The 21,272-nt window shown below is 49.0% G+C and carries 2 protein-coding genes; both read right to left on the bottom strand.

The window, feature by feature from the left end:
- Positions 1-266: 266 nt before the first annotated feature.
- On the bottom strand, positions 267-11,207 hold the full coding sequence (locus PSI14_RS06765) for a non-ribosomal peptide synthetase (RefSeq protein ID WP_273575157.1): 10,941 nt from the start codon (positions 11,205-11,207) through the stop codon (positions 267-269).
- A gap of 4 nt (positions 11,208-11,211) precedes the next feature.
- Positions 11,212-21,222, bottom strand: coding sequence for a non-ribosomal peptide synthetase (locus PSI14_RS06760; protein WP_442316485.1), 10,011 nt, complete (start codon positions 21,220-21,222; stop codon positions 11,212-11,214).
- Positions 21,223-21,272 lie beyond the last annotated feature (50 nt).

The raw sequence follows: 21,272 nt of genomic DNA, 5'->3' as shown, positions 1-21,272 counted from the left end.
CTGTTATTTAAAAATTATTTATTTGATTTTATATTAATTGTAATTAATAAATGATGCCATTTTAATTTGAAATATTTATTTTTATTTTCTTTTATAGCCGTGTTTATATTCAGGTAATTAGTTAAATAAATAATTGTGTTTGAGTCTGTTTTAGTAAATTATCAGTAATTACATAATTAATATAAAGTAGAATAAATATAAAGAATATTATATTTCTTGGGTTCGACTAATAAGAGCACCCGTATAAACGGGCGCTCTCAAATATCTTAATCGTCTCTTTTGCTTGTTATTTCATCAAGCAGTGCTTTGCCGACAGATTGAATACCGGGTTGTTGCATGATGGCAAGATGAGTACCCGTGACATCAATAATGGTTAACTGTGATTGTGGAACGACTTTATCCCAGCCAAGGCTAACACTATGTTCAGTATCTGCTTCTTGCTCCGTTGCCCTGAATAGGGTGATGTGAGTACCCGCAGGGCATACCGATGGTGCATGATAGTTAGCCGCAACAGAGATATTGTGATACAGCAACAGATGTTGTCTGACATTTTCAGGGGTAATACCATTCGGTAGCAGATCGTTCTCTTGTGCCAGTATGAATAGCGCATTGAAGTCACGTTCAAGCACCAGTTCATCGATTTCCTTTTGCAAGTTGTCAGGGAGATTCTCAGGTATGTTCTCCATGAAGAGGATCGTTTCATCAAAAACAAATCCAGCGTCTTTCTCTTCCTGCGTATAAGTATTTTCATAGCTGGCATGAGTGTCAAGAAGCCCGACAAGACAAACGGTTTCACCTTCTGTAACCAATTGGCAGGCCATTTCATAGGCAATAGATCCCCCAACAGACCAGCCAGCAAGGCAGTAAGGCCCTTGAATCTGTGCCTGACGGATGCATTCAACATACCCTTTAGCTCTGTCTTTCAAGCTGATTGGGGTATCCTCTTCCTCTGGAACAATATTGGCGACGAATCCATAAATTGGCATCTCTTTGTCGTCAATATAAGGAGCGAGATCGTAAGCATAATCAATGTTGCCCCCGACGGGATGAACCAGGAACAGCGCAGGTTTGGCATTGTCTTGATGATTATTTTCGCGATCACCTTTACGAATAGTCACTAAATTCGTCTGTTGGATAAGAGAGTTATCTGACTGAATAAATGTGACGAATTCACTGATGGTTGGATATGCAAGAAAATCGCGCATTGCAACATTAATACCCAAGACTTGGCGCAGCCGCACAACGATTTGTAAGGTTAACAAAGAGTGACCACCCAACTCAAAAAAGTGATCATGGCGCCCGACGCGTCCTATACCGAGGCACTCTTGCCACACTTCAGCCACGATATTTTCCATTTCTCCGATTGGAGCCTCATATCCTTGCGTGATAATGGCGGACTCATCCGGTGCAGGCAGAGCTTTGCGATCCAGTTTGCCGTTGGCGGACATCGGGAAAGCATCCAATATAACAAACGCGCTGGGGAGCATATTCTCCATCAGGCGTGTGCTCAATTGTTCGCGCAGTCGGGAAGGAGTGAGAATAATGTCTGATTGTGGAATGACATAAGCGACCAGACGTTTGTCACCATGCTTTTCTTCTCGGGCGATAACGACCGCATCACTGACTCCTTCACAAGTTGCCAGTTGTGCTTCGATTTCCCCCAATTCAACGCGGAATCCGCGGATCTTAACCTGAAAGTCATTACGCCCCAGATACTCAATCATGCCATTGGGCAGCCAGCGTCCCAGATCCCCCGTTTTATACATGCGGGCATCTGGTTGTTCGCTGAATGGGTCAGCAACAAATTTTTCTGCCGTCAAATCAGGGCGGTTTAAATAACCGCGGGCAACGCCAGCGCCACCAATATGGATTTCTCCACCCACACCAAGAGGAACAGGTTGTCCGAGCATATCCAGAATATAAATACGCGTATTGGGTAATGGGCGGCCAATCGGAATATTGTTGGTGATATCCAAAGATGATTTGTTATCCAGCGTCAATGTTGTGACGATAACTGTCGTTTCCGTCGGGCCATAAGAGTTAATCCAACGGCAGGACTGCGTTTCCGGCATCGATTGCCAACTCAACAAGTGACGCAGTTCCGCTTTCTCACCGCCGACGATAACTGTGTGCAGATATTGGCCGAAACCACTGCGCTCCGCCATCATCTCTTGTACCCACTGATGCCAGAAGGCAGTCGGCATATCCATGATAGTAATTTTCTGCTCGTTCAACAGGTTGACAAATTCCTCATCCGGTACTCGGATGTGAGCAGGGCGGAGAACCAACGTTGCACCGGAAGCGAGGGTTGGGAATATATCCGATACCGAAGTATCAAAGGCCACGGTTGCAAATTGCAGGATGCGATCACCCGCTTGAGGCTCACTGGTCTTGCGTTGAGCATGGATAAAGTTCACCACGTTGCGGTGTTCCAGCATGACGCCTTTCGGTTGTCCTGTGGAGCCGGAAGTATAAATGATATAGGCCAGATGATGTGGCTGGAGTCCTATTTTGCTGGTATCAGGGTTATGTACGGGCTGTTTCGCCACGTTGTTCTGATAGATTTCATCATCCAATAGCCAGACATTCACACCTTGTATCGGCAAACGTGCCTGTAAATGTTGCTGAGTCAGCAGTAACACGGGTTGGCTGTCCGATAACTGATAAGCCAATCGATTGACAGGATATTCTGGATCGAGAGGAACATAGCCTGCTCCCGCTTTGAGAATACCGCACATGCCAATGACCATGTCCAGACTGCGATCGGCACAGATAGCAATGCGATCATCCGGGCGCACACCCGCAGTAATCAGTTGGTGCGCCAATTGGTTGGCATGGCGGTTCAATTCCGCATAACTCAATTGTGTATCACCAAATACCAGTGCAGTGGCATCCGGCGTACGTTCCGCCTGTTGTTCGAACAGTTGATGGATCAACATATCCTGCCGATAGTCCATCGCAGTGTCATTAAAGCTCTCCAATAATTGACGGCGTTCTGCCAATGGCAGGATATCGATTGATTGGATTGATTGCTCAGGGGTATGTTGCAGTGCTGCCACAATGCCTTTCAGGGCCGCATTGACATAAGCATTGATGCGCACAGGATCAACTTTCTGGCTGCATTGTGCCGTGAGTTCGAATCCGTCATCAAAATCATCCACGTCCAGCGATAACGGGTAATTACTACGTTCCCCACTTTCCAGCTCTTGGATGCCTTCCCAGGCAGGTGAGTCGGATTGCTCTTCATCACGTGGGCTATGGCGGAAATTGAGCAAACTGTTAAACAATGGCAATGATGCCTGAACACCACTGCAACGCTGGGCAATTGCCAGCGGTGTCTGTTCATGATCCAGCAATTCGCTCAGGCACTGGTAGGTTTCCTGTACTGCCTGTCCAACTGTGCGTCCTTGTAATTGAATACGGACTGGCAGGGTATTGATAAACATACCGAGCACTTGGGAAGCACCCATACCACCCTGTAACCGACCCAGCAGAACCGTACCAAACACCACATCATCACGACCACAGCATTGCGCCAATACTTGTGCCCAAGCCACATGGAACAGAACCGCTGAGCTGATACCTTGCTGGCGGGCGCAATCACGGATTTGCTGTGCCAATTCGTCATCCAGCGTAAAGATATTTTCCACTATTTTATCGTGCTCACCGTGTTCATCGCGGTGGTTCCCCTGTACATCAAGTAATTCGAATGGCAGGGTCGGCTCTTCCACGTCGCCCAGTAACTGCTCGAAATAGGCCTTATGTACTTCAATCGGTATTTTACGGGTTTGGGCAATAAAATTACGGTAAGGCAGAGGAGCCGGCAGGCTCTCTTCTTCGCCCAAGATCAGTGCCTGCACTTCGCTGAAAATAATTTCCAGTGACAGATGGTCACAGACCAAATGGTGATGCAGCAAGCTCAGCCACCATAGATCAGCGTCAGGATCTTTGGCTATATGGGCTGCCAATAATGGTGCTCTGGTAATATCCAACCGTATTGAGTCAGGATCGGTAAGACGCTGTAATTGCGTTTCGGCACTTTCTCCGACTGATAATGTGACCTCAGTAATTGGCAGCGGCGCATGACGGTAGACAACTTGCACAGGTGTCGGCAGTTCTTGCCAGTGGAAAGCGCTGCGCTGAATATCATGGCGATTAATCACCTGTTGCAGCGCCTGCAAAAAACTATCCAGCCGTGTCCGACTGTCGAAGTTCATCAGAATGTTTTCGAGATAGGTATCGCCTTTTTCTTCCAGTAAATGGTGGTACAAAATACCTTCCTGCAATGGCCCAAGTGGATAAATATCCTGAACATTGGTGACACCACCCGGTACGCGGGCAACGATTTGGTCAATTTGTGCCTGAGTCAATTCCACCAGTGACAGCATATCTGGGGTAATGATCTGGCTGTCTTCGCGGATCAGATTAGGTGGAATGGTCAGTGCATCAGCATCTTGATCACTATTCTGATTTAAGCGGGTGCTCATGGTCGCCAGTGTTGGCGCAGAGAAGACGGCGCTGACATCAATCGATAGCCCTTGCTGACGCAATTGTTCGATCAGGCTGACAACCAGCAGTGAATGGCCGCCCAGTTCAAAGAAGTTGTCATGGCGTCCGACCTGTTCCAATTCCAAAATAGATTGCCAGACTGCCGCCAGTTTTTGTTCAATTTCGCCTTGTGGTGCCTCATATTCACGGCTGACGGTGGCAGTACGATCGGGGGCAGGCAATGCTTTGCGATCCAGTTTACCGTTAGCGGACATCGGGAAGGCATCCAGCATGACAAATGCACTGGGTAGCATGTAATCCATCAGGCTGGAACTGAGTTGTTCACGCAGATCTGCCGGTTTAAGTGTGATGTCGGTTTGTGGGATCACATAAGCGATTAAACGTTTGTCGCCCGTATCTTCTTCACGGGCGATGACGACGGCATCGCTGACACCCTCACAGGCTGCCAGTTGCGCCTCAATTTCTCCCAACTCAATGCGGAAGCCGCGTATCTTGACCTGAAAATCATTGCGCCCCAGATATTCAATCATGCCATTGGGCAGCCAGCGCCCCAAATCGCCGGTTTTGTACATCCGGGTATCTGCTTGTTTTCTGAACAGATGATTGCTGAACAGATGATTGCTGAATGGATCAGCAACAAATTTCTCTGCCGTCAAATCGGCGCGGTTCAGGTAACCACGGGCAACACCTGCGCCGGCGATGTGGATTTCGCCACTGACACCAATAGGAACGGGTTGACCATTAATATCCAGAATATAAATCCGGGTATTGGGCAACGGGCGACCAATCGGAATATTGTCGTTGATATACGGAGCCTGCCTGTCATCTACCGTCAGTGTGCTGGCAATAACGGTGGTTTCCGTCGGGCCGTAAGTGTTGATCCAACGGCAGGACTGAGTTTCCGGGCTGGATAACCAACTGATTAAGTGGCGGTATTCCGCTTTCTCGCCACCCACAATGATAGTGTGCAGGTAAGGGCTGAAACCACTGCGACCCGCCATCATTTCCTGCACCCAATGGTGCCAGAAGGCAGTTGGCATATCCATGATGGTGATTTTCTGCTCGCGCAGGAAAGTGACAAACGTGATATCCGGTATTCTGACATGAGGCGGACGCAGAACCAATGTCGCACCCGATGCGAGGGTAGGGAAAATATCAGACACAGAGGTATCAAATGCCACGGTCGCAAATTGCAGGATGCGATCACCTAATTTGGGTTCGCTGGTCTGGCGTTGGGCATGGATAAAGTTCACCACATTGCGGTGTTCCAGCATCACGCCTTTAGGCATTCCGGTAGAGCCGGAGGTATAAATGATATAAGCCAGATGGTGTGGCTCAAGCCCCAGTTGGTGAACATCCGGATTATGGGCGGGTTGTTTTGCCACGTTATTCTGATGGGCTTCATCATCCAATAAACAAATGGATATATTGTGTGTTGGATTGCATGTTGGTAAAAGCTCCTGCAAATGTTGCTGAGTGAGCAGTAATGCTGGCTTGCTGTCCGACAGTTGATAGGCCAGACGTTCGACAGGATATTCTGGATCGAGTGGAACATATCCCGCACCGGCTTTGAGAATCCCGTATATGCCAATGATCATATCCAAACTGCGGTCGACGCAAATTGCCACGCGATCATCCGGGCGTACGCCGGAGGCAATGAGCTGATGGGCCAGTTGGTTGGCATGGTGGTTCAGTTCAGCATAGCTCAGTTCGTTTTCGCCAAATACCAACGCAATGGCATCTGGTGTTCTCTCTGCCTGCTGTTCGAACAGTTGGTGAATTAAGACGTTTTGCGGATGATCGACGGCGGTATCATTAAACGTTTCCAGCAATTGAGTGCGTTCAGTCAGTGACAGGATGTCAATTGACTCAATGGCCTGTTCAGGTGCATGTTGCAGGGCAGCGACAATGCCTTCCAGGGCGGTATTCATATAGGCATTGATACGCGCCGGATTAATTTGCTGGCTGCATTGTGCAGTAAGCGAAAATCCGTCATCAAAATCGTCCACATCCAGTGCCAATGGATAGTTGCTGCGCTCTTCACTTTCCAGTTCGTCAATACCTTCCCAGGCAATTGAGGCGGCTTGTTCATCTTCGCGTGAATTATGGCGGAAGTTAAGCAGACTGTTAAACAGTGGCAATGGTGCCTGAATACCACTGCAACGTTGAGCAACGGCCAGAGGTGCCTGCTCATGTTCCAGAAGTGTACTTAACTGCTGATAAGTTTCCTGTACAGCCTGTTTAACGGTACGTGCCTGCAATTTAACCCGGATAGGCAAGGTGTTGATAAACATACCGAGCACTTCGGAAGCACCGATCCCACCTTGTAGCCGTCCCAACAGAACCGTGCCGAATACGACATCGTCTCGTCCACTGCATCGCGCCAGTACTTGTGCCCACGCGACATGGAACAGTACGGCAGAACTCATGCCCAACTGACGGGCGCAATCGCGGAGATTGTGAGCCAGTTTGCTATCCAGCGTGAAGACGTTTTCCTCTATCTCATTGAGGCTGCTGCCTTGTACATCAAGTAACCCGAATGGCAAGGTGGGTTCTTCTACATCCCCCAATAATTCGCGGAAATAGTTTTGATGAACTTCCAACGGCACATTGCGGATCTGCGCGATAAAGTTTCGGTAAGGCAATGGTGCTGGTAGATTTTTGCTTTCCCCCAAAAGCAGGGTTTGTATTTCGCCGAAAATCATATCCAGTGATATGTGATCACAAACTAAATGATGATATTGCAAGGAAAGCAGCCACTTGCCAGAAGATGGATCTTTCGCAATATGAGCCGCCAGCAGTGGTGCTTTGGTAATATCCATCCGTATTGAACGGGGATCGGTGAGACGACGTAATTGTGCTTCCGGAGATTCTGATGTTTCTGATAGCAATGTTTCTGATAGCAATTTTTCTGATAACAATGTTTCTGATAACAACGTTTCTGGTAACAACGTTTCTGATAACAACGTGAGTTCAATAATTGGCAGCGGAGCATGGCGAGAGACAACTTGCACTGGTTTAAGAAGCTCTTTCCAGTAAACGGCACTACGTAGAATATCGTGCCGGTCGATGACTTGCTGGAGCGCCTGTAAGAAACCATCCAACCGTGTCCGGCTGTCGAAAATCATCAAATGGTTATCCAGATAGAGATCACCTTCAGTTTCCAGCAAATGGTGGAATAAAATGCCTTCCTGCAATGGTCCCAATGGATAAATGTCCTGAACGTTGGGGATTCCGCCCGTTACATGGGAAACAATCTGGTCTATCTGGTTTTGAGTCAATTCCACCAGCGGCAACATATCTGGTGTAATAACAGCACTGTCTTCTTTGATCAGGTTAGGTGGGACTTCCTGTATGGTGGTGGCTTGATCGCTATTATGGCTGATAAGTGCACTCATGGCGGATAATGTTGGTGCAGAGAATACCGCACTGACATCAAGGGACAAACTGTGTTGGCGTAATTGCTCAATCAGGTTGACCACCAGTAATGAATGTCCGCCCAGCTCAAAGAAATTGTCTTGGCGCCCGACTTGTTCCAAATTCAGCAGGGATTGCCAGACTTCTGCCAGTTTCTGTTCAGTTTCGCCTTGAGGCGCTTCGTATTCCCGGCTGACGATAGCAGAATGATCAGGGGCCGGCAGGGCTTTGCGATCCAGTTTGCCGTTAGCTGACATCGGGAAAGCATCCAGTATGACAAATGCACTGGGCAGCATATGATCCATCAATCGGGTGCTCAGTTGCTTACGTAATTCAGCAGGGCTGAGTGCAACCCCTGTTTGTGGGATCAGATAAGCGACCAGACGTTTGTCACCCATACCTTCTTCACGAGCGATGACCACGGCATCGCTGACACCTTCATAGGCCGCCAGTTGCGTCTCAATTTCTCCCAGCTCAATGCGGAAGCCGCGTATCTTGACCTGAAAATCGTTGCGCCCCAGATATTCAATCATGCCATTGGGCAGCCAGCGCCCCAGATCGCCGGTTTTGTACATGCGTGCATCTGCTTGTTTGCTGAATGGATCAGCAACAAATTTCTCTGCCGTCAAATCGGGGCGGTTCAGATAGCCACGGGCAACACCTGCGCCGGCAATATGGATTTCACCACTGACACCGACAGGAACGGGCTGGCCGTGAGTATCCAGAATATAAATTCGGGTATTGAGCAACGGATAACCTATCGGGATGACACCTTCGAGATGCAATGGATTTTTGTTGTTCAGCTTCAATGTTGTGGCAATAACGGTGGTTTCCGTCGGGCCATAGGAGTTAATCCAGCGACAGGATTGGGTTTCCGCACTGGACAGCCAATTCATTAAATGACGATATTCCGCTTTTTCACCGCCCACAATAATGGTGTGCAGGTAAGGGCTAAAACCACTGCGACCCGCCATCATTTCCTGCACCCAATGGTGCCAGAAGGCGGTTGGCATATCCATGATGGTGATCTTCTGCTCGCGCAAGAAGTTGACAAAAGTAATATCCGGTATTCTGACATGAGGCGGACGCAGAACCAGTGTTGCTCCCGATGCAAGGGTAGGGAAAATATCAGACACTGAAGTATCAAATGCTACGGTCGCAAATTGCAGGATGCGATCACCCAACTTAGGTTCGCTGGTTTGATGCTGGGCATGGATAAAATTCACCACATTGCGGTGTTCCAGCATCACACCTTTAGGCATTCCGGTAGAGCCGGAAGTGTAGATGATATAAGCCAGATGGTGCGGCTCAAGTCCCAATTGATTGGCATCAGGATTATGGGCTGGCTGTTTTGCCACGCTATCCCGATTATTTTGATCATCCAGCAGCCAGACAGGGATGTCCTGTATTGGCAAGCGTGCTTGTAAATGTTGCTGAGTCAGCAATAACACGGGTTTGCTGTCCGACAACTGATAGGCCAAACGTTCGGCGGGGTATTCCGGATCAAGTGGAATATAGCCTGCACCGGCTTTAAGGATACCGTACATGCCAATAATCATATCCAGACTGCGATCAGCACAGATTGCAATAGGATCATCAGGGCGCACGCCGGACGCAATGAGCTGATGAGCCAACTGGTTGGCATGGTGGTTCAGTTCCGCATAACTTAGCTGGCTATCGCCAAACACTAACGCGACGGCGTCCGGGGTTCGCTCTACTTGTTGTTCAAACAGTTGGTGGATCAGGAATATTTGTGTATGCGGAAAAGCCGTATCATTGAAATCCACCAATACTTGAGTGCGTTGTTGTGGTTGCAATAGTGGCAAACTTTCCACCGATTGTGAATCATCCTTAACCATCGCAGTCAGAAGGGTTTGCAGGTAACTGGCGATGCGTTCAACACTGGCATGATCAAACAGATCACGGGAATATTCTAAATCGCCCACTATGCCATTTTCAGTATCATTCATGGAGAGGGTCAGATCGAAATGTGAACTGTTTTCGATCAGATTGATTTCACTGATAGTGGCATCCGGCAACTCTATACTTTGTTGTCCCGGCGTATTATCCACTGACATCATGACCTGAAAAATCGGGCTATGACTGAGACTGCGCGGTGGTTTCAGCGCTTCGACCAACTGTTCGAATGGCAGATCTTGATGTTCATAAGCTTTCAGAGCATGGGTTTTAATCCGGGCCAGCAAAGTGCTGACTGTTGGATTGTCATCTAATTGAACCCGCAGAGCCAATGTGTTGACAAAAAATCCAATCAGCGGTTCCAATTCGCGGTATTGCCGATTGGCTACCGGTGTGCCTATCACCAAGTCCTTCTGCCCGCTGAGGCGGGAAAGCAAGGTGGCCCATCCCGCCATCAGGGTCATGAACAATGTTGTCCCGTGGCGCTGGCTGAGGCGTTTTAATCCGGCACTTAATTCTACTGGCAGGGCAATATCAACATGCCCTCCCGCGTAACTTTGTTTCTCTGGGCGTGGCCTGTCAGTCGGCAGTTCCAAAAGTGAGGGAGCACCCTGTAACGCATCACGCCAGAAATTCACTTGTTTTTCCAGCGTTTCTCCCTGCAACCACTCTCTTTGCCAAAGAGCATAGTCAGCATACTGGAGTGTCAGGGCGGGCAGGGGATCTTTCTGCCCTTTACTGAATGCATGATAAAGTGTGGAAAGTTCGTGCATCAGGATATTGAGGGACCAACCATCAGAAATAATATGATGCTGGGTTAACAACAGGATATGTTCATTTTTCGCCAGTCGCAGCATACGGCCCCTGATAAGGGGGCCTTGTGCAAAATTAAATGGCTGACTGATTTCACGCTGGACTGTTTCATCAATGATGGTTTGTTGCTTTTCCGCAGATAAATGGCTGAGATCTTCCACTTCCAGAGAGAAGCCGTTATTTGGATCGCCAATGATTTGCAGGGCCTGGCCTTCTACCATCTTGATGTTGGTACGCAGAATTTCATGACGAGCGACAATTCTGTCCAGCGCTGTTTGCAGGGCATCCAGATTCAGATAGCCTTGCAGACGCAGGCCCCCCGGAATATGGTATGCCGTTTGTGCTGCCGGATCTAACTGCGCCAAGAACCACAATCGCTGCTGTGCCCAGGATAAGGGGAGAGTTTGCCGGTCAGCGCTTCTCGGTATAATTTGCCTTTTGTCCCTGATTTGCCCTTTTTCCCCAATCTGACTATTTTTGATGCGTTCGTTAAGTTTTTTCTGGAGTACCGCTTGTCTTAATTCAAGTAGGCTTAGTTCTTTGTTACTCATTTAATTAATTATCTCCATTTAGCAGGGCACGCAGTTCATCTTCAGACAAGTGCTCCAATTCTTTTTGCAGCGATTCGATATCTTCTTGTACGAAAAAGGTTTCGATCTGTCTTGACGCGATAAGCTCAGCGAGTTCAGAAAGTTCTGGATGAGCAAATATGTCTTGGATAGACACTTCAAGATGGAACTCATCACGCAATCTTGCCATTAACTGAATGATTGATAGGGAGTTTCCTCCTAAATCAAAGAAGCTGTCATGGCGTCCTATTTGTTCTAACCCCAATAAGCCTTGTAGGATGGTGGCGATCTGCTGTTCGATTTCCCCTTGGGGCGCTTCGTATTCACGGCTGGCGATGGCTGAACGATCCGGCGCTGGCAGTGCTTTGCGATCTAATTTGCCACTTCCGGTCAGCGGGAAGGATTCCAGCATGACAAACGCGTTGGGCACCATATAGCTGGCCAGATGGGTATTCAGTTGTTCACGCAGGCTGTTGGCATCGGGCGTGAAGTCGGATTGTGGTATGACATACGCCACCAGACGTTTGTCACCGGTTTCTTCTTCGCGGGCGATCACCACGGCATCCCTGACGCCTTCACAGGCAGCCAGTTGCGCCTCAATTTCTCCCAGCTCAATACGGAAGCCGCGTATCTTGACCTGAAAATCGTTGCGTCCCAGATATTCAATCATGCCGTTTGGCAGCCAGCGTCCCAGATCCCCCGTTTTATACATACGGGCATCTGTTTGTTCGCTGAATGGATCAGAAATAAATTTCTCTGCTGTCATTTCCGGCTTATTCAGATAACCCCGTGCGACACCCAAACCACCAATGTGAATTTCACCACTGACACCAACGGGAACAGGCTGACCGAGGGTATCCAAAATATAGATACGGGTATTGGGCAACGGGCGACCAATCGGAATGTTGTCATCGGTATACGGAACCTGTCTGTCATCTACCGTCAGAGTGGTGACAATAACCGTTGTTTCAGTCGGGCCATAGGAGTTGACCCAGCGGCAGGCGTGGGTTTCCGGGCTGGACAGCCAGCTCATTAAATGACGATGCTCCGCTTTCTCTCCACCCACAATGATGGTATGCAGATAGGGGCTGAAACCACTGCGACCCGCCATCATCTCCTGTACCCAGTGGTGCCAGAAGGCAGTTGGCATATCCATGATGGTAATTTTCTGCTCGCGCAAGAAGGTGACAAAGGTTGCGTCCGGTACTCTGATATGAGGTGGGCGCAGAACCAGTGTGGCACCCGATGCAAGGGTAGGGAAAATATCAGATACTGAAGTATCAAATGCCACGGTCGCAAATTGCAGGATACGATCGCCCAATTTAGGTTCACTGGTCTGGTGCTGGGCATGGATAAAGTTGACTACATTGCGGTGTTCCAGCATGACCCCTTTGGGTTGTCCGGTTGAACCGGAGGTATAAATGATATAGGCCAGATGGTGTGGCTGGAGGCCCATTTGGCTGGCATCAGGGTTATGGTCGGGCTGTTTTGCCACATTAATGCGGTGAGTTTCATCATCCAGCAACCAGACAGGTATGCCCTGTGTTGGCAAAAGTTCTTGTAAGTGCTTCTGAGTCAGCAATAGCGCAGGTTGGCTGTCCGATAGCTGATAAGCCAGTCGTTCGGCAGGGTATTCAGGATCGAGCGGAATATAACCCGCACCAGCTTTGAGGATACCGTACATGCCAATAATCATATCCAGACTGCGGTCGACACAAATGGCTACGCGATCATCAGGGCGCACGCCGGATGCAATGAGCTGATGTGCCAGTTGATTGGCGTGGTGGTTCAGTTCGGCATAACTCAATTGTCTGTCACCAAACACCAACGCGGTGGCATCAGGTGTCCGTTCCACTTGCTGTTCAAACAACGGGTGGATTAAGACATCTTGCGGATATTCGACGGCGGTATCGTTAAATGTTTCCAGTAATTGAGTGCGCTCTTCTGGAGACAGAATGTCGAGCGATTCAATTTTCTGCTCCGGTGCATGTTGCAGGGCTGCGACAATTCCTTTTAGCGCCATATCCATATAGGCATTGATACGTGCCGGATTAATCTGCTGACTGCATTGTGCGGTGAGCGCAAATCCATCGTCAAAATCATCAATATCCAGCGACAGCGGGTAGTTACTGCGTTCTTCGCCACTGAGTATCTGCATGCCTTCCCAAGCCAGTGATTCAGGTTGAGACTCATTGTGTGGGCTATGGCGGAAGTTCAGCAGGCTGTTAAACAGTGGTAATGGTGCCTGAATGCCACTGCAACGCTGGGCAACAGCCAGTGATGCTTGCTCGTGATCGAGTAATTCACTGAGTTGTTGATGGGTTTGTTGTACAGCTTCCTTGACGGTGCGAGTCTGTAACCGAACGCGGATAGGCAGGGTATTGATAAACATGCCGAGAACTTCGGAAGCCCCGACACCGCCCTGTAAACGTCCCAGCAGAACCGTACCAAATACGACATCATCCCGTCCGCTGCACCGAGCTAATACTTGTGCCCATGCAACATGAAACAGTACAGCAGAACTCATGCCCAATTGGCGGGCGCAATTACGCAGGTTTTGGGCGAGTTCACTGTTCAGTGTGACGGTATTTTCTACTATTTTATTATTGAAATTACTTTCACTGAGATTTTTTTCATTGGAATCGTTTTTATTGAGACTGCTTTCATCACGATGGCTGCCTTGTACATCCAGTAATCCAAACGGCAGGGTCGGCTCGTCGACATCCCCTAGCTGTTCGCGGAAATAGGCTTGATGAACTTCCAGCGGCACGCTGCGGGTTTGGGCAATAAAGTTACGATAAGGCAAAGGAGCCGGCAGGTTGTCATTTTCTCCTAATATCAGAGCCTGAATTTCATTGAAGATCATCCCTAATGAAATGTGGTCACAAACTAAATGATGGTGCAGCAAGGAGAGCAACCATTGTCCGGACTCAGGATCTTGGGCGATATGTGCCGTCAGAAGTGGGGCTTTGGTGATCTCTATCCGTACCGTGCGAGGATCAGTGAGACGACGTAATTGTGTTTCTGCGCTCTTTGCTGCTGATAATTCTTCTGCTGATAAAGTGAGTTCAATAATCGGCAACGGCGCACGGCGATAAACGACCTGAACAGGCTCTGGCAGTTCTTGCCAGTACACAGCACTGCGCAGGATATCGTGTCGGTCAATCACTTGTTGAAGCACGTTCAAGAACGTATCCAGACGCGTCCGACTGTCAAATGCCATGAGCTGACTGTCCAGATAAATATCGCCTTCTGTTTCCAGCAAATGGTGGAACAGGATGCCTGCCTGCAATGGTCCCAGAGGATAGATGTCCTGAATATTGGCAACCCCATCAGGAACAAGGTTTACAATCTGGTCGATCTGGTTTTGCGTCAACTCCACCAGTGGCAGCATGTCTGGTGTAATAGTTTGGCTATTTTCATGGATCAGGTTTGGCGGAACAGTCAGTTCGGTAACGCCTTGAGCTGCATTCTGATTTAAACGTGTGCTCATAGCTGCCAGTGTTGGTGCAGAGAAAACAGTACTGACATCAAGGAATAGATCGTGCTGGCGTAGTTCTTCAATCAAATTGACCACCAGCAATGAATGCCCGCCCAGTTCAAAGAAGTTGTCGTGGCGGCCTACCTGTTCCAAGCCCAGCAGGGATTGCCAAACTGCCGCCAGTTTTTGTTCAGTTTCTCCTTGTGGCGCTTCATATTCACGGCTGACGATGGCAGATTGATCTGGTGCCGGCAGGGCTTTGCGATCCAGTTTGCCGTTGGCGGATAGCGGGAAAGCCTCCAGAATCACGAACGCACTGGGCAGCATATGTTCCATCAGACTGGTGCTCAGTTGCTCACGCAGATGGGCAGGGTTGAGTGTGACGCCTGATTGTGGAATGAGGTAAGCGACCAAACGCTTGTCACCCATGCCTTCTTCGCGGGCAATGACGACGGCATCGCTGACACCTTCACAGGCCGCCAACTGGGTTTCAATTTCGCCCAATTCAATGCGGAAGCCGCGTATCTTGACCTGAAAATCGTTGCGTCCCAGATATTCAATGGTGCCATTGGGCAGCCAGCGCCCCAGATCCCCTGTTTTATACATACGGACATCTGCTTGTTCGCTGAACGGGTCAGCCACAAATTTCTCTGCCGTCAAATCGGGTCGGTTCAGATAACCACGGGCAACACCTGCGCCACCAATATGGATTTCGCCACTCACCCCAACAGGAACAGGTTGACCATGTATATCCAGAATATAAATGCGGGTATTGGGCAGTGGATAACCAATCGGGATGATACCTTCAAAATGCAGTGGATTTTTGCTGTCCAGCTTTAATGTTGTGGCAATAACGGTGGTTTCCGTCGGGCCATAGGAGTTAATCCAGCGGCAGGATTGAGTTTCCGCACTGGACAACCAATTCATTAAATGACGGTATTCTGCTTTCTCGCCGCCCACAATGATGGTGTGCAGATAAGGGCTGAAACCACTGCGACCCGCCATCATTTCCTGCACCCAATGGTGCCAGAAGGCGGTTGGCATATCCATGATGGTGATCTTCTGCTCGCGCAAGAAGGCGACAAAGGTTACGTCCGGTACTCTGATATGAGGTGGGCGCAGAACCAGTGTCGCTCCCGATGCAAGGGTTGGGAAAATATCAGACACTGAAGTATCAAATGCCACGGTCGCAAATTGCAGGACACGGTCGCCCGGCTTTGGTTCGCTTGTTTGGTGCTGGGCGTGGATAAAGTTCACTACATTGCGGTGCTCCAGCATGACCCCTTTGGGTTGTCCGGTGGAGCCGGAGGTATAAATAATATAGGCCAGATGATGTGGCTGTAGCCCCATTTGCCGGACATCAGGGTTATGGCTGGGCTGTTGCGCCACGGCGTTACGATGGTTGTCATCGTCCAGCAGCAAGACAGGTATGTCCTGCACTGGCAAGCGAGCCAGTAAATGATGCTGAGTCAGCAACAATGCAGGCTTGCTGTCTGATAACTGATAGGCCAGTCGTTCGGCGGGGTATTCCGGATCGAGGGGAATATAGCCCGCGCCTGCTTTGAGGATGCCGTACATGCCAATGATCATATCCAGACTGCGATCGGCACAGATAGCAATGCGGTCATCAGGGCGAACACCAGACGCAATCAGGTGATGGGCCAGTTGATTGGCATGATGATTCAGTTCCGCATAACTCAGTTGGCTATCGCCGAACACTAATGCGATTGCATCAGGTGTCTGTTCTGCTTGTTGCTCGAACAGTTGATGAATCAGCACCTCTTGCGGATAAATCCGCGCTGTATCGTTGAAATCCACCAATAATTGGTTACGTTGTTGCGGTTGCAGCAGTGGCAACTCTTCCACTCGCAGAGAATCATCCTCAACCATTGCTGCCAACAGAGTTTGCAAATAGCTTGCAAGTCGTTCAATGCTTTCACGATCAAACAGATCACTGGCATATTCCAATTCACCGACCAAACCATTATCGGTATCGTTCATGGACAGTGACAGATCGAAATGAGTGCTGTTTCGGGCTGATGGCAGTTCATCCAGCACCAAATCGGATAACTCAAGGGATTGCTGTATCGGCGTGTTATCCAGCGCGAGCATAACCTGAAATATCGGGCTATGACTCAGGCTGCGGGGCGGTTGCAGTGCTTCAACCAGTTGTTCAAATGGCAAATCCTGATGAACATAGGCTTCCAATGCATGCGCTTTTACTTGTGCCAATAACGAGCTGACTGTGGGGTTATCTTCCAGTCTAACCCTGAGCGCCAGCGTATTGGCGAAGAAGCCGATCAACGGTTCTAATTCGCTGTGCTGCCGATTAGCGACAGGTGTTCCAATGACAATATCTTGTTGATCATTACCTTGTTGACCACTGATGCGGGAAAGCAAGATTGACCAGGCTGCCAGTAATGTCATGAATAATGTGGAACTATGGCGCTGGCTCAACGCCTTTAAGCCATCACTTAATTCAGGTGAGAGCGTAAATGCGACTTGATCCCCACGATAGCTCTGAACCGCAGGACGTGTTCTGTCTGTTGGCAGTTCCAGTAAAGCAGGAGCACCTTGCAGTGCTTCGCGCCAAAAATTGACTTGTTTTTCCAACACTTCACCTTGCAGCCATTGCCGCTGCCAGAGGGCATAGTCAGCATATTGCACGGTCAGCGCAGGCAGCGGATCGTCTTGTCCCTGAATGAAAGCACGATAGAGGGTTGTCAGCTCATAGATTAAGACGTTTAGTGACCAGCCATCAGAAATCATGTGGTGTTGAGTCAACAGCAGAACATGTTCATCATCAGTGAGTTTCAGCAGTTGGCCGCGAATTAATGGTTCCTGTGCAAAATCAAAGGGATGGTTAGTTTCAAACTGAGCGGCTTCATCAATGGCAGCCTGTTTTTCTGTCTCCGTTAACAGGCTGAAATCTTTAATGGTTAAATTGAAACCATGATCCGCACCGGCAATGATTTGCTGGGCTGTACCCTGCACCATTTTGATGGTTGTGCGCAGAATTTCATGGCGGGCAACAATTCTATCCAGAGTCGCTTGCAGGGCATTCAGGTTTAGCTGGCCTTTCAGGCGCAATCCACCCGATATGTGATATGCCGTTTGGGCGGCAGAATCTAACTGTGCCAGAAACCACAGGCGTTGTTGTGCCCAAGAGAGCGGAAGCGCTTGTTGTCGGCTGACAGGTAAAATCACTTGTTGGGTTGGCTGGTGTGATGATAATGAGTGGCTGTCTGCACTCAGTGATTGCGCTAAATCTGACAAGATTGGACGTGTGAACAGATCCTGTAAGTCCAGTTTAGTGTTGAAAACCTGACGTAAGCGGGAAGCCATTTGCACGGTCAGCAAAGAGTGCCCACCCAGCTCAAAGAAATTGTCATGGCGTCCCACGTGCTCCAGCCCAAGCAGGGATTGCCAGACTTCCGCCAGTTTCTGCTCGATTTCCCCTTGGGGCGCTTCGTATTCACGGCTGGCAATTGCAGTATGATCCGGTGCAGGCAGGGCTTTGCGATCTAACTTACCACTGCCGGTCAGCGGGAAAGCGTCCAGTATGACAAATGCACTGGGGATCATGTGCTCCATCAGGTGGATGCTCAATTGCTCACGCAGATGGGAAGGGATAAGCGTAACATCCGGCTGTGGTATCAGGTAGGCCACCAGACGTTTATCGCCGGTCGCTTCTTCACGGGCAATGACGACAACATCTTTGACACCGTCGCAAATCGCCAGTTGCGCTTCAATTTCGCCCAATTCAATACGGAAGCCACGTATTTTGACCTGAAAATCATTGCGTCCCAGATATTCAATGTTACCGTCTGGTAGCCAGCGCCCCAGATCACCGCTTTTATACATGCGGGCATCGGGTTTTTTACTGAATGGGTCGGGCACGAAGCGTTCTGCCGTCAGTTCTGGACGGTTTAAGTAACCGCGAGCGACACCATCCCCGCCAATATGCATTTCTCCGCTGACGCCGATGGGAACAGGTTGTCCGAATGTATCCAGAATATAGATTTGCGTATTGGCGTTCGGGTGACCAATCGGAATGGTGTCGGTGATGGCGTAAGCGTTATCACTTAAAATCAGATTGGTGGCTGTAACGGTGGTTTCAGTCGGGCCGTAAGAGTTGATCCAACGGCAGAATTGCATATCTGGCAGAGACTGCCAACTCACTAAATGACGGTATTCCGCTTTTTCACCGCCAACAATGACCGTATTCAGGTAGGGACTGAAACCTGTGCGATCGGCTTTCATCTCCTGTACCCACTGGTGCCAGAAAGCCGTTGGCACATCCATAATAGTGATCTTTTGTTGGTTTAAAAAGTCGATAAATTCTGCATCTGGTACGCGAATATGTGCAGGGCGCAGGACTAAAGTGGCTCCCGCAGCCAGAGTCGGGAAAATATCAGACACTGAGGTATCGAATGCCATAGTCGCAAATTGCAGAATGCGATCTTCCGGCTGAGGTTGACTGATTTGATGTTGGGCATGGATAAAGTTGACCACATTGCGGTGTTCCAGCATGACGCCTTTTGGCAACCCGGTTGAACCAGAGGTATAGATGATATAGGCCAGATGGTGTGGCAAAAGACCTAATTGGCTGGCATCAGGATTATGTGTCGGCTGTTGTGCCACGATATTCAGATGATTTTCACCATCCAGTGACCAGACCGGAATTTCCGTCACTGGTAAAGTTGCCTGTAAATGTTGTTGGGTCAGCAATAACCTTGGGATGCTGTCTGACAACTGATAAGCCAGTCGTTCGGCAGGGTATTCTGGATCGAATGGAACATAACCGGCTCCTGCTTTGAGAATACCCAACATGCCAATGATCATATCCAGACTGCGTCCGACACACAGAGCCACGCGATCATCTGGGCGTATGCCAAAGGCAATCAGGTTGTGTGCCAGTTGGTTGGCACGCTGATTCAACTCCGCATAACTCAGTTGAGTATCTTGATACACCAAGGCAATCGTTTCAGGCGTCAATTCTGCCTGCTGTTCAAATAGCTGATGGATCAGCTTATCCTGCGGGTAAGTGAGTGCGGTGTCGTTAAAATCCACCAACAACTGTTTGCTCTGTTGTGGCGTCATCAGCGGCAGTTCAGCCACTCGTTGGCTGTCATCAGAGACCATTGCTGCCAGCAACGTGTTCAAGTGATTGACTATGCGCTCAATCGTCGCGTGATCGAATAGATCACTGGCATATTCCAGATCACCCACTAAACCATTTTCAGTTTCATCCAGAGTTAATGTCAGATCAAAGTAAGAACTGTCTCTGATTAATGGTCGTTCCTCCAGCACTAATCCGGGCAGCTCGAAATGCCGTTGTCCCGGCGTATTATTTGTTGCCAGCATGACCTGAAAAATTGGGCTATGGCTCAGGCTGCGCGGAGGTTGCAGGATTTCGACCAATTGTTCGAAAGGCATGTTCTGGTGAGCGAATGCATTGATTGCTTGTTTTTTCACTTGTGCCAACAGTTCACTGACACTGGGGTTATCATGCAATTGCACTCGTAGCGCCAATGTATTGGCAAAGAAACCGATTAAAGGGGCTAATTCAGGTTGTTGGCGATTAGCGACAGGAGTACCAACCACAATATCATCCTGACCACTGATGCGGGAGAGCAAGGTAGCCCATCCGGCCAATAGGGTCATGAACAAGGTGGTTCCATGACGCTGGCTGAGATCTTTCAAACCTGCCTGTAATGTTGGTGATAGCGCAATATTAACGCGTCCGCCGATATAGCTTTGTTTCGCTGGGCGTGGCCGATCAGTGGGTAATTCCAGAAGGGTGGGAGCGTCTTGCAGAGTGTTGCGCCAGAAATTAATTTGTTTTTCCAGCACTTCCCCCTGTAACCCATTTTTCTGCCAGAGAACATAATCAGCATACTGAATTGTCAGGGCTGGCAGTGGATCTGGTTGCCCTTGACTGAATGCGCGATAAAGTGTGGACAGTTCTTGCATAAATACACTGACTGACCAGCCATCAGAAATAATATGGTGCTGAGTTAACAGCAGGATATGCTGCTCTTCTGCCAGTTTGAGCAGTCGTCCCCGTGCCAACGGGCCATTAACAAAATCAAAGGGATGATTTGCCTCAAGACAGGCCACTTTTTCAATTGCCGCCTGCTGTTCTGATAGCCCTGAAGAGGATGGTTTTGAAGAAGATGGTTTTGAAGAAGATGGTTTTGAAGAAGATGGTTTTGAAGAAGATGGTTCTGAAGAATATGGCCCTGAAGAAGATAGCTGGCTGAAATCTTCTTGTATCAGGGAAAAACCGCAATCGGTATCACTAATGATTTGCTGTGCTTTGTCTTCTACCGTCACAATAGTCGTACGCAAAATTTCATGGCGTGCCACAATGCGATCCAAGGCCGCTTGCAAGGCATTCAGATTCAGTTTGCCCTGTAAGTTCAATCCCACTGACATATGGTATGCCGTTTGTGCGGCAGGATCTAATTGAGCCAGAAACCATAAGCGTTGCTGTGTCCAGGATAATGGCACGCCACTACCATTATCGTCCGATTGGGCACGCGCCTGAGGCGTGATTTCTG

This window comes from Xenorhabdus anantnagensis, from assembly GCF_028598555.1.
In the GTDB taxonomy this organism is placed as follows: Bacteria; Pseudomonadota; Gammaproteobacteria; order Enterobacterales; family Enterobacteriaceae; genus Xenorhabdus; species Xenorhabdus anantnagensis.
This window is presented reverse-complemented; position numbering and strand designations above follow the sequence as displayed.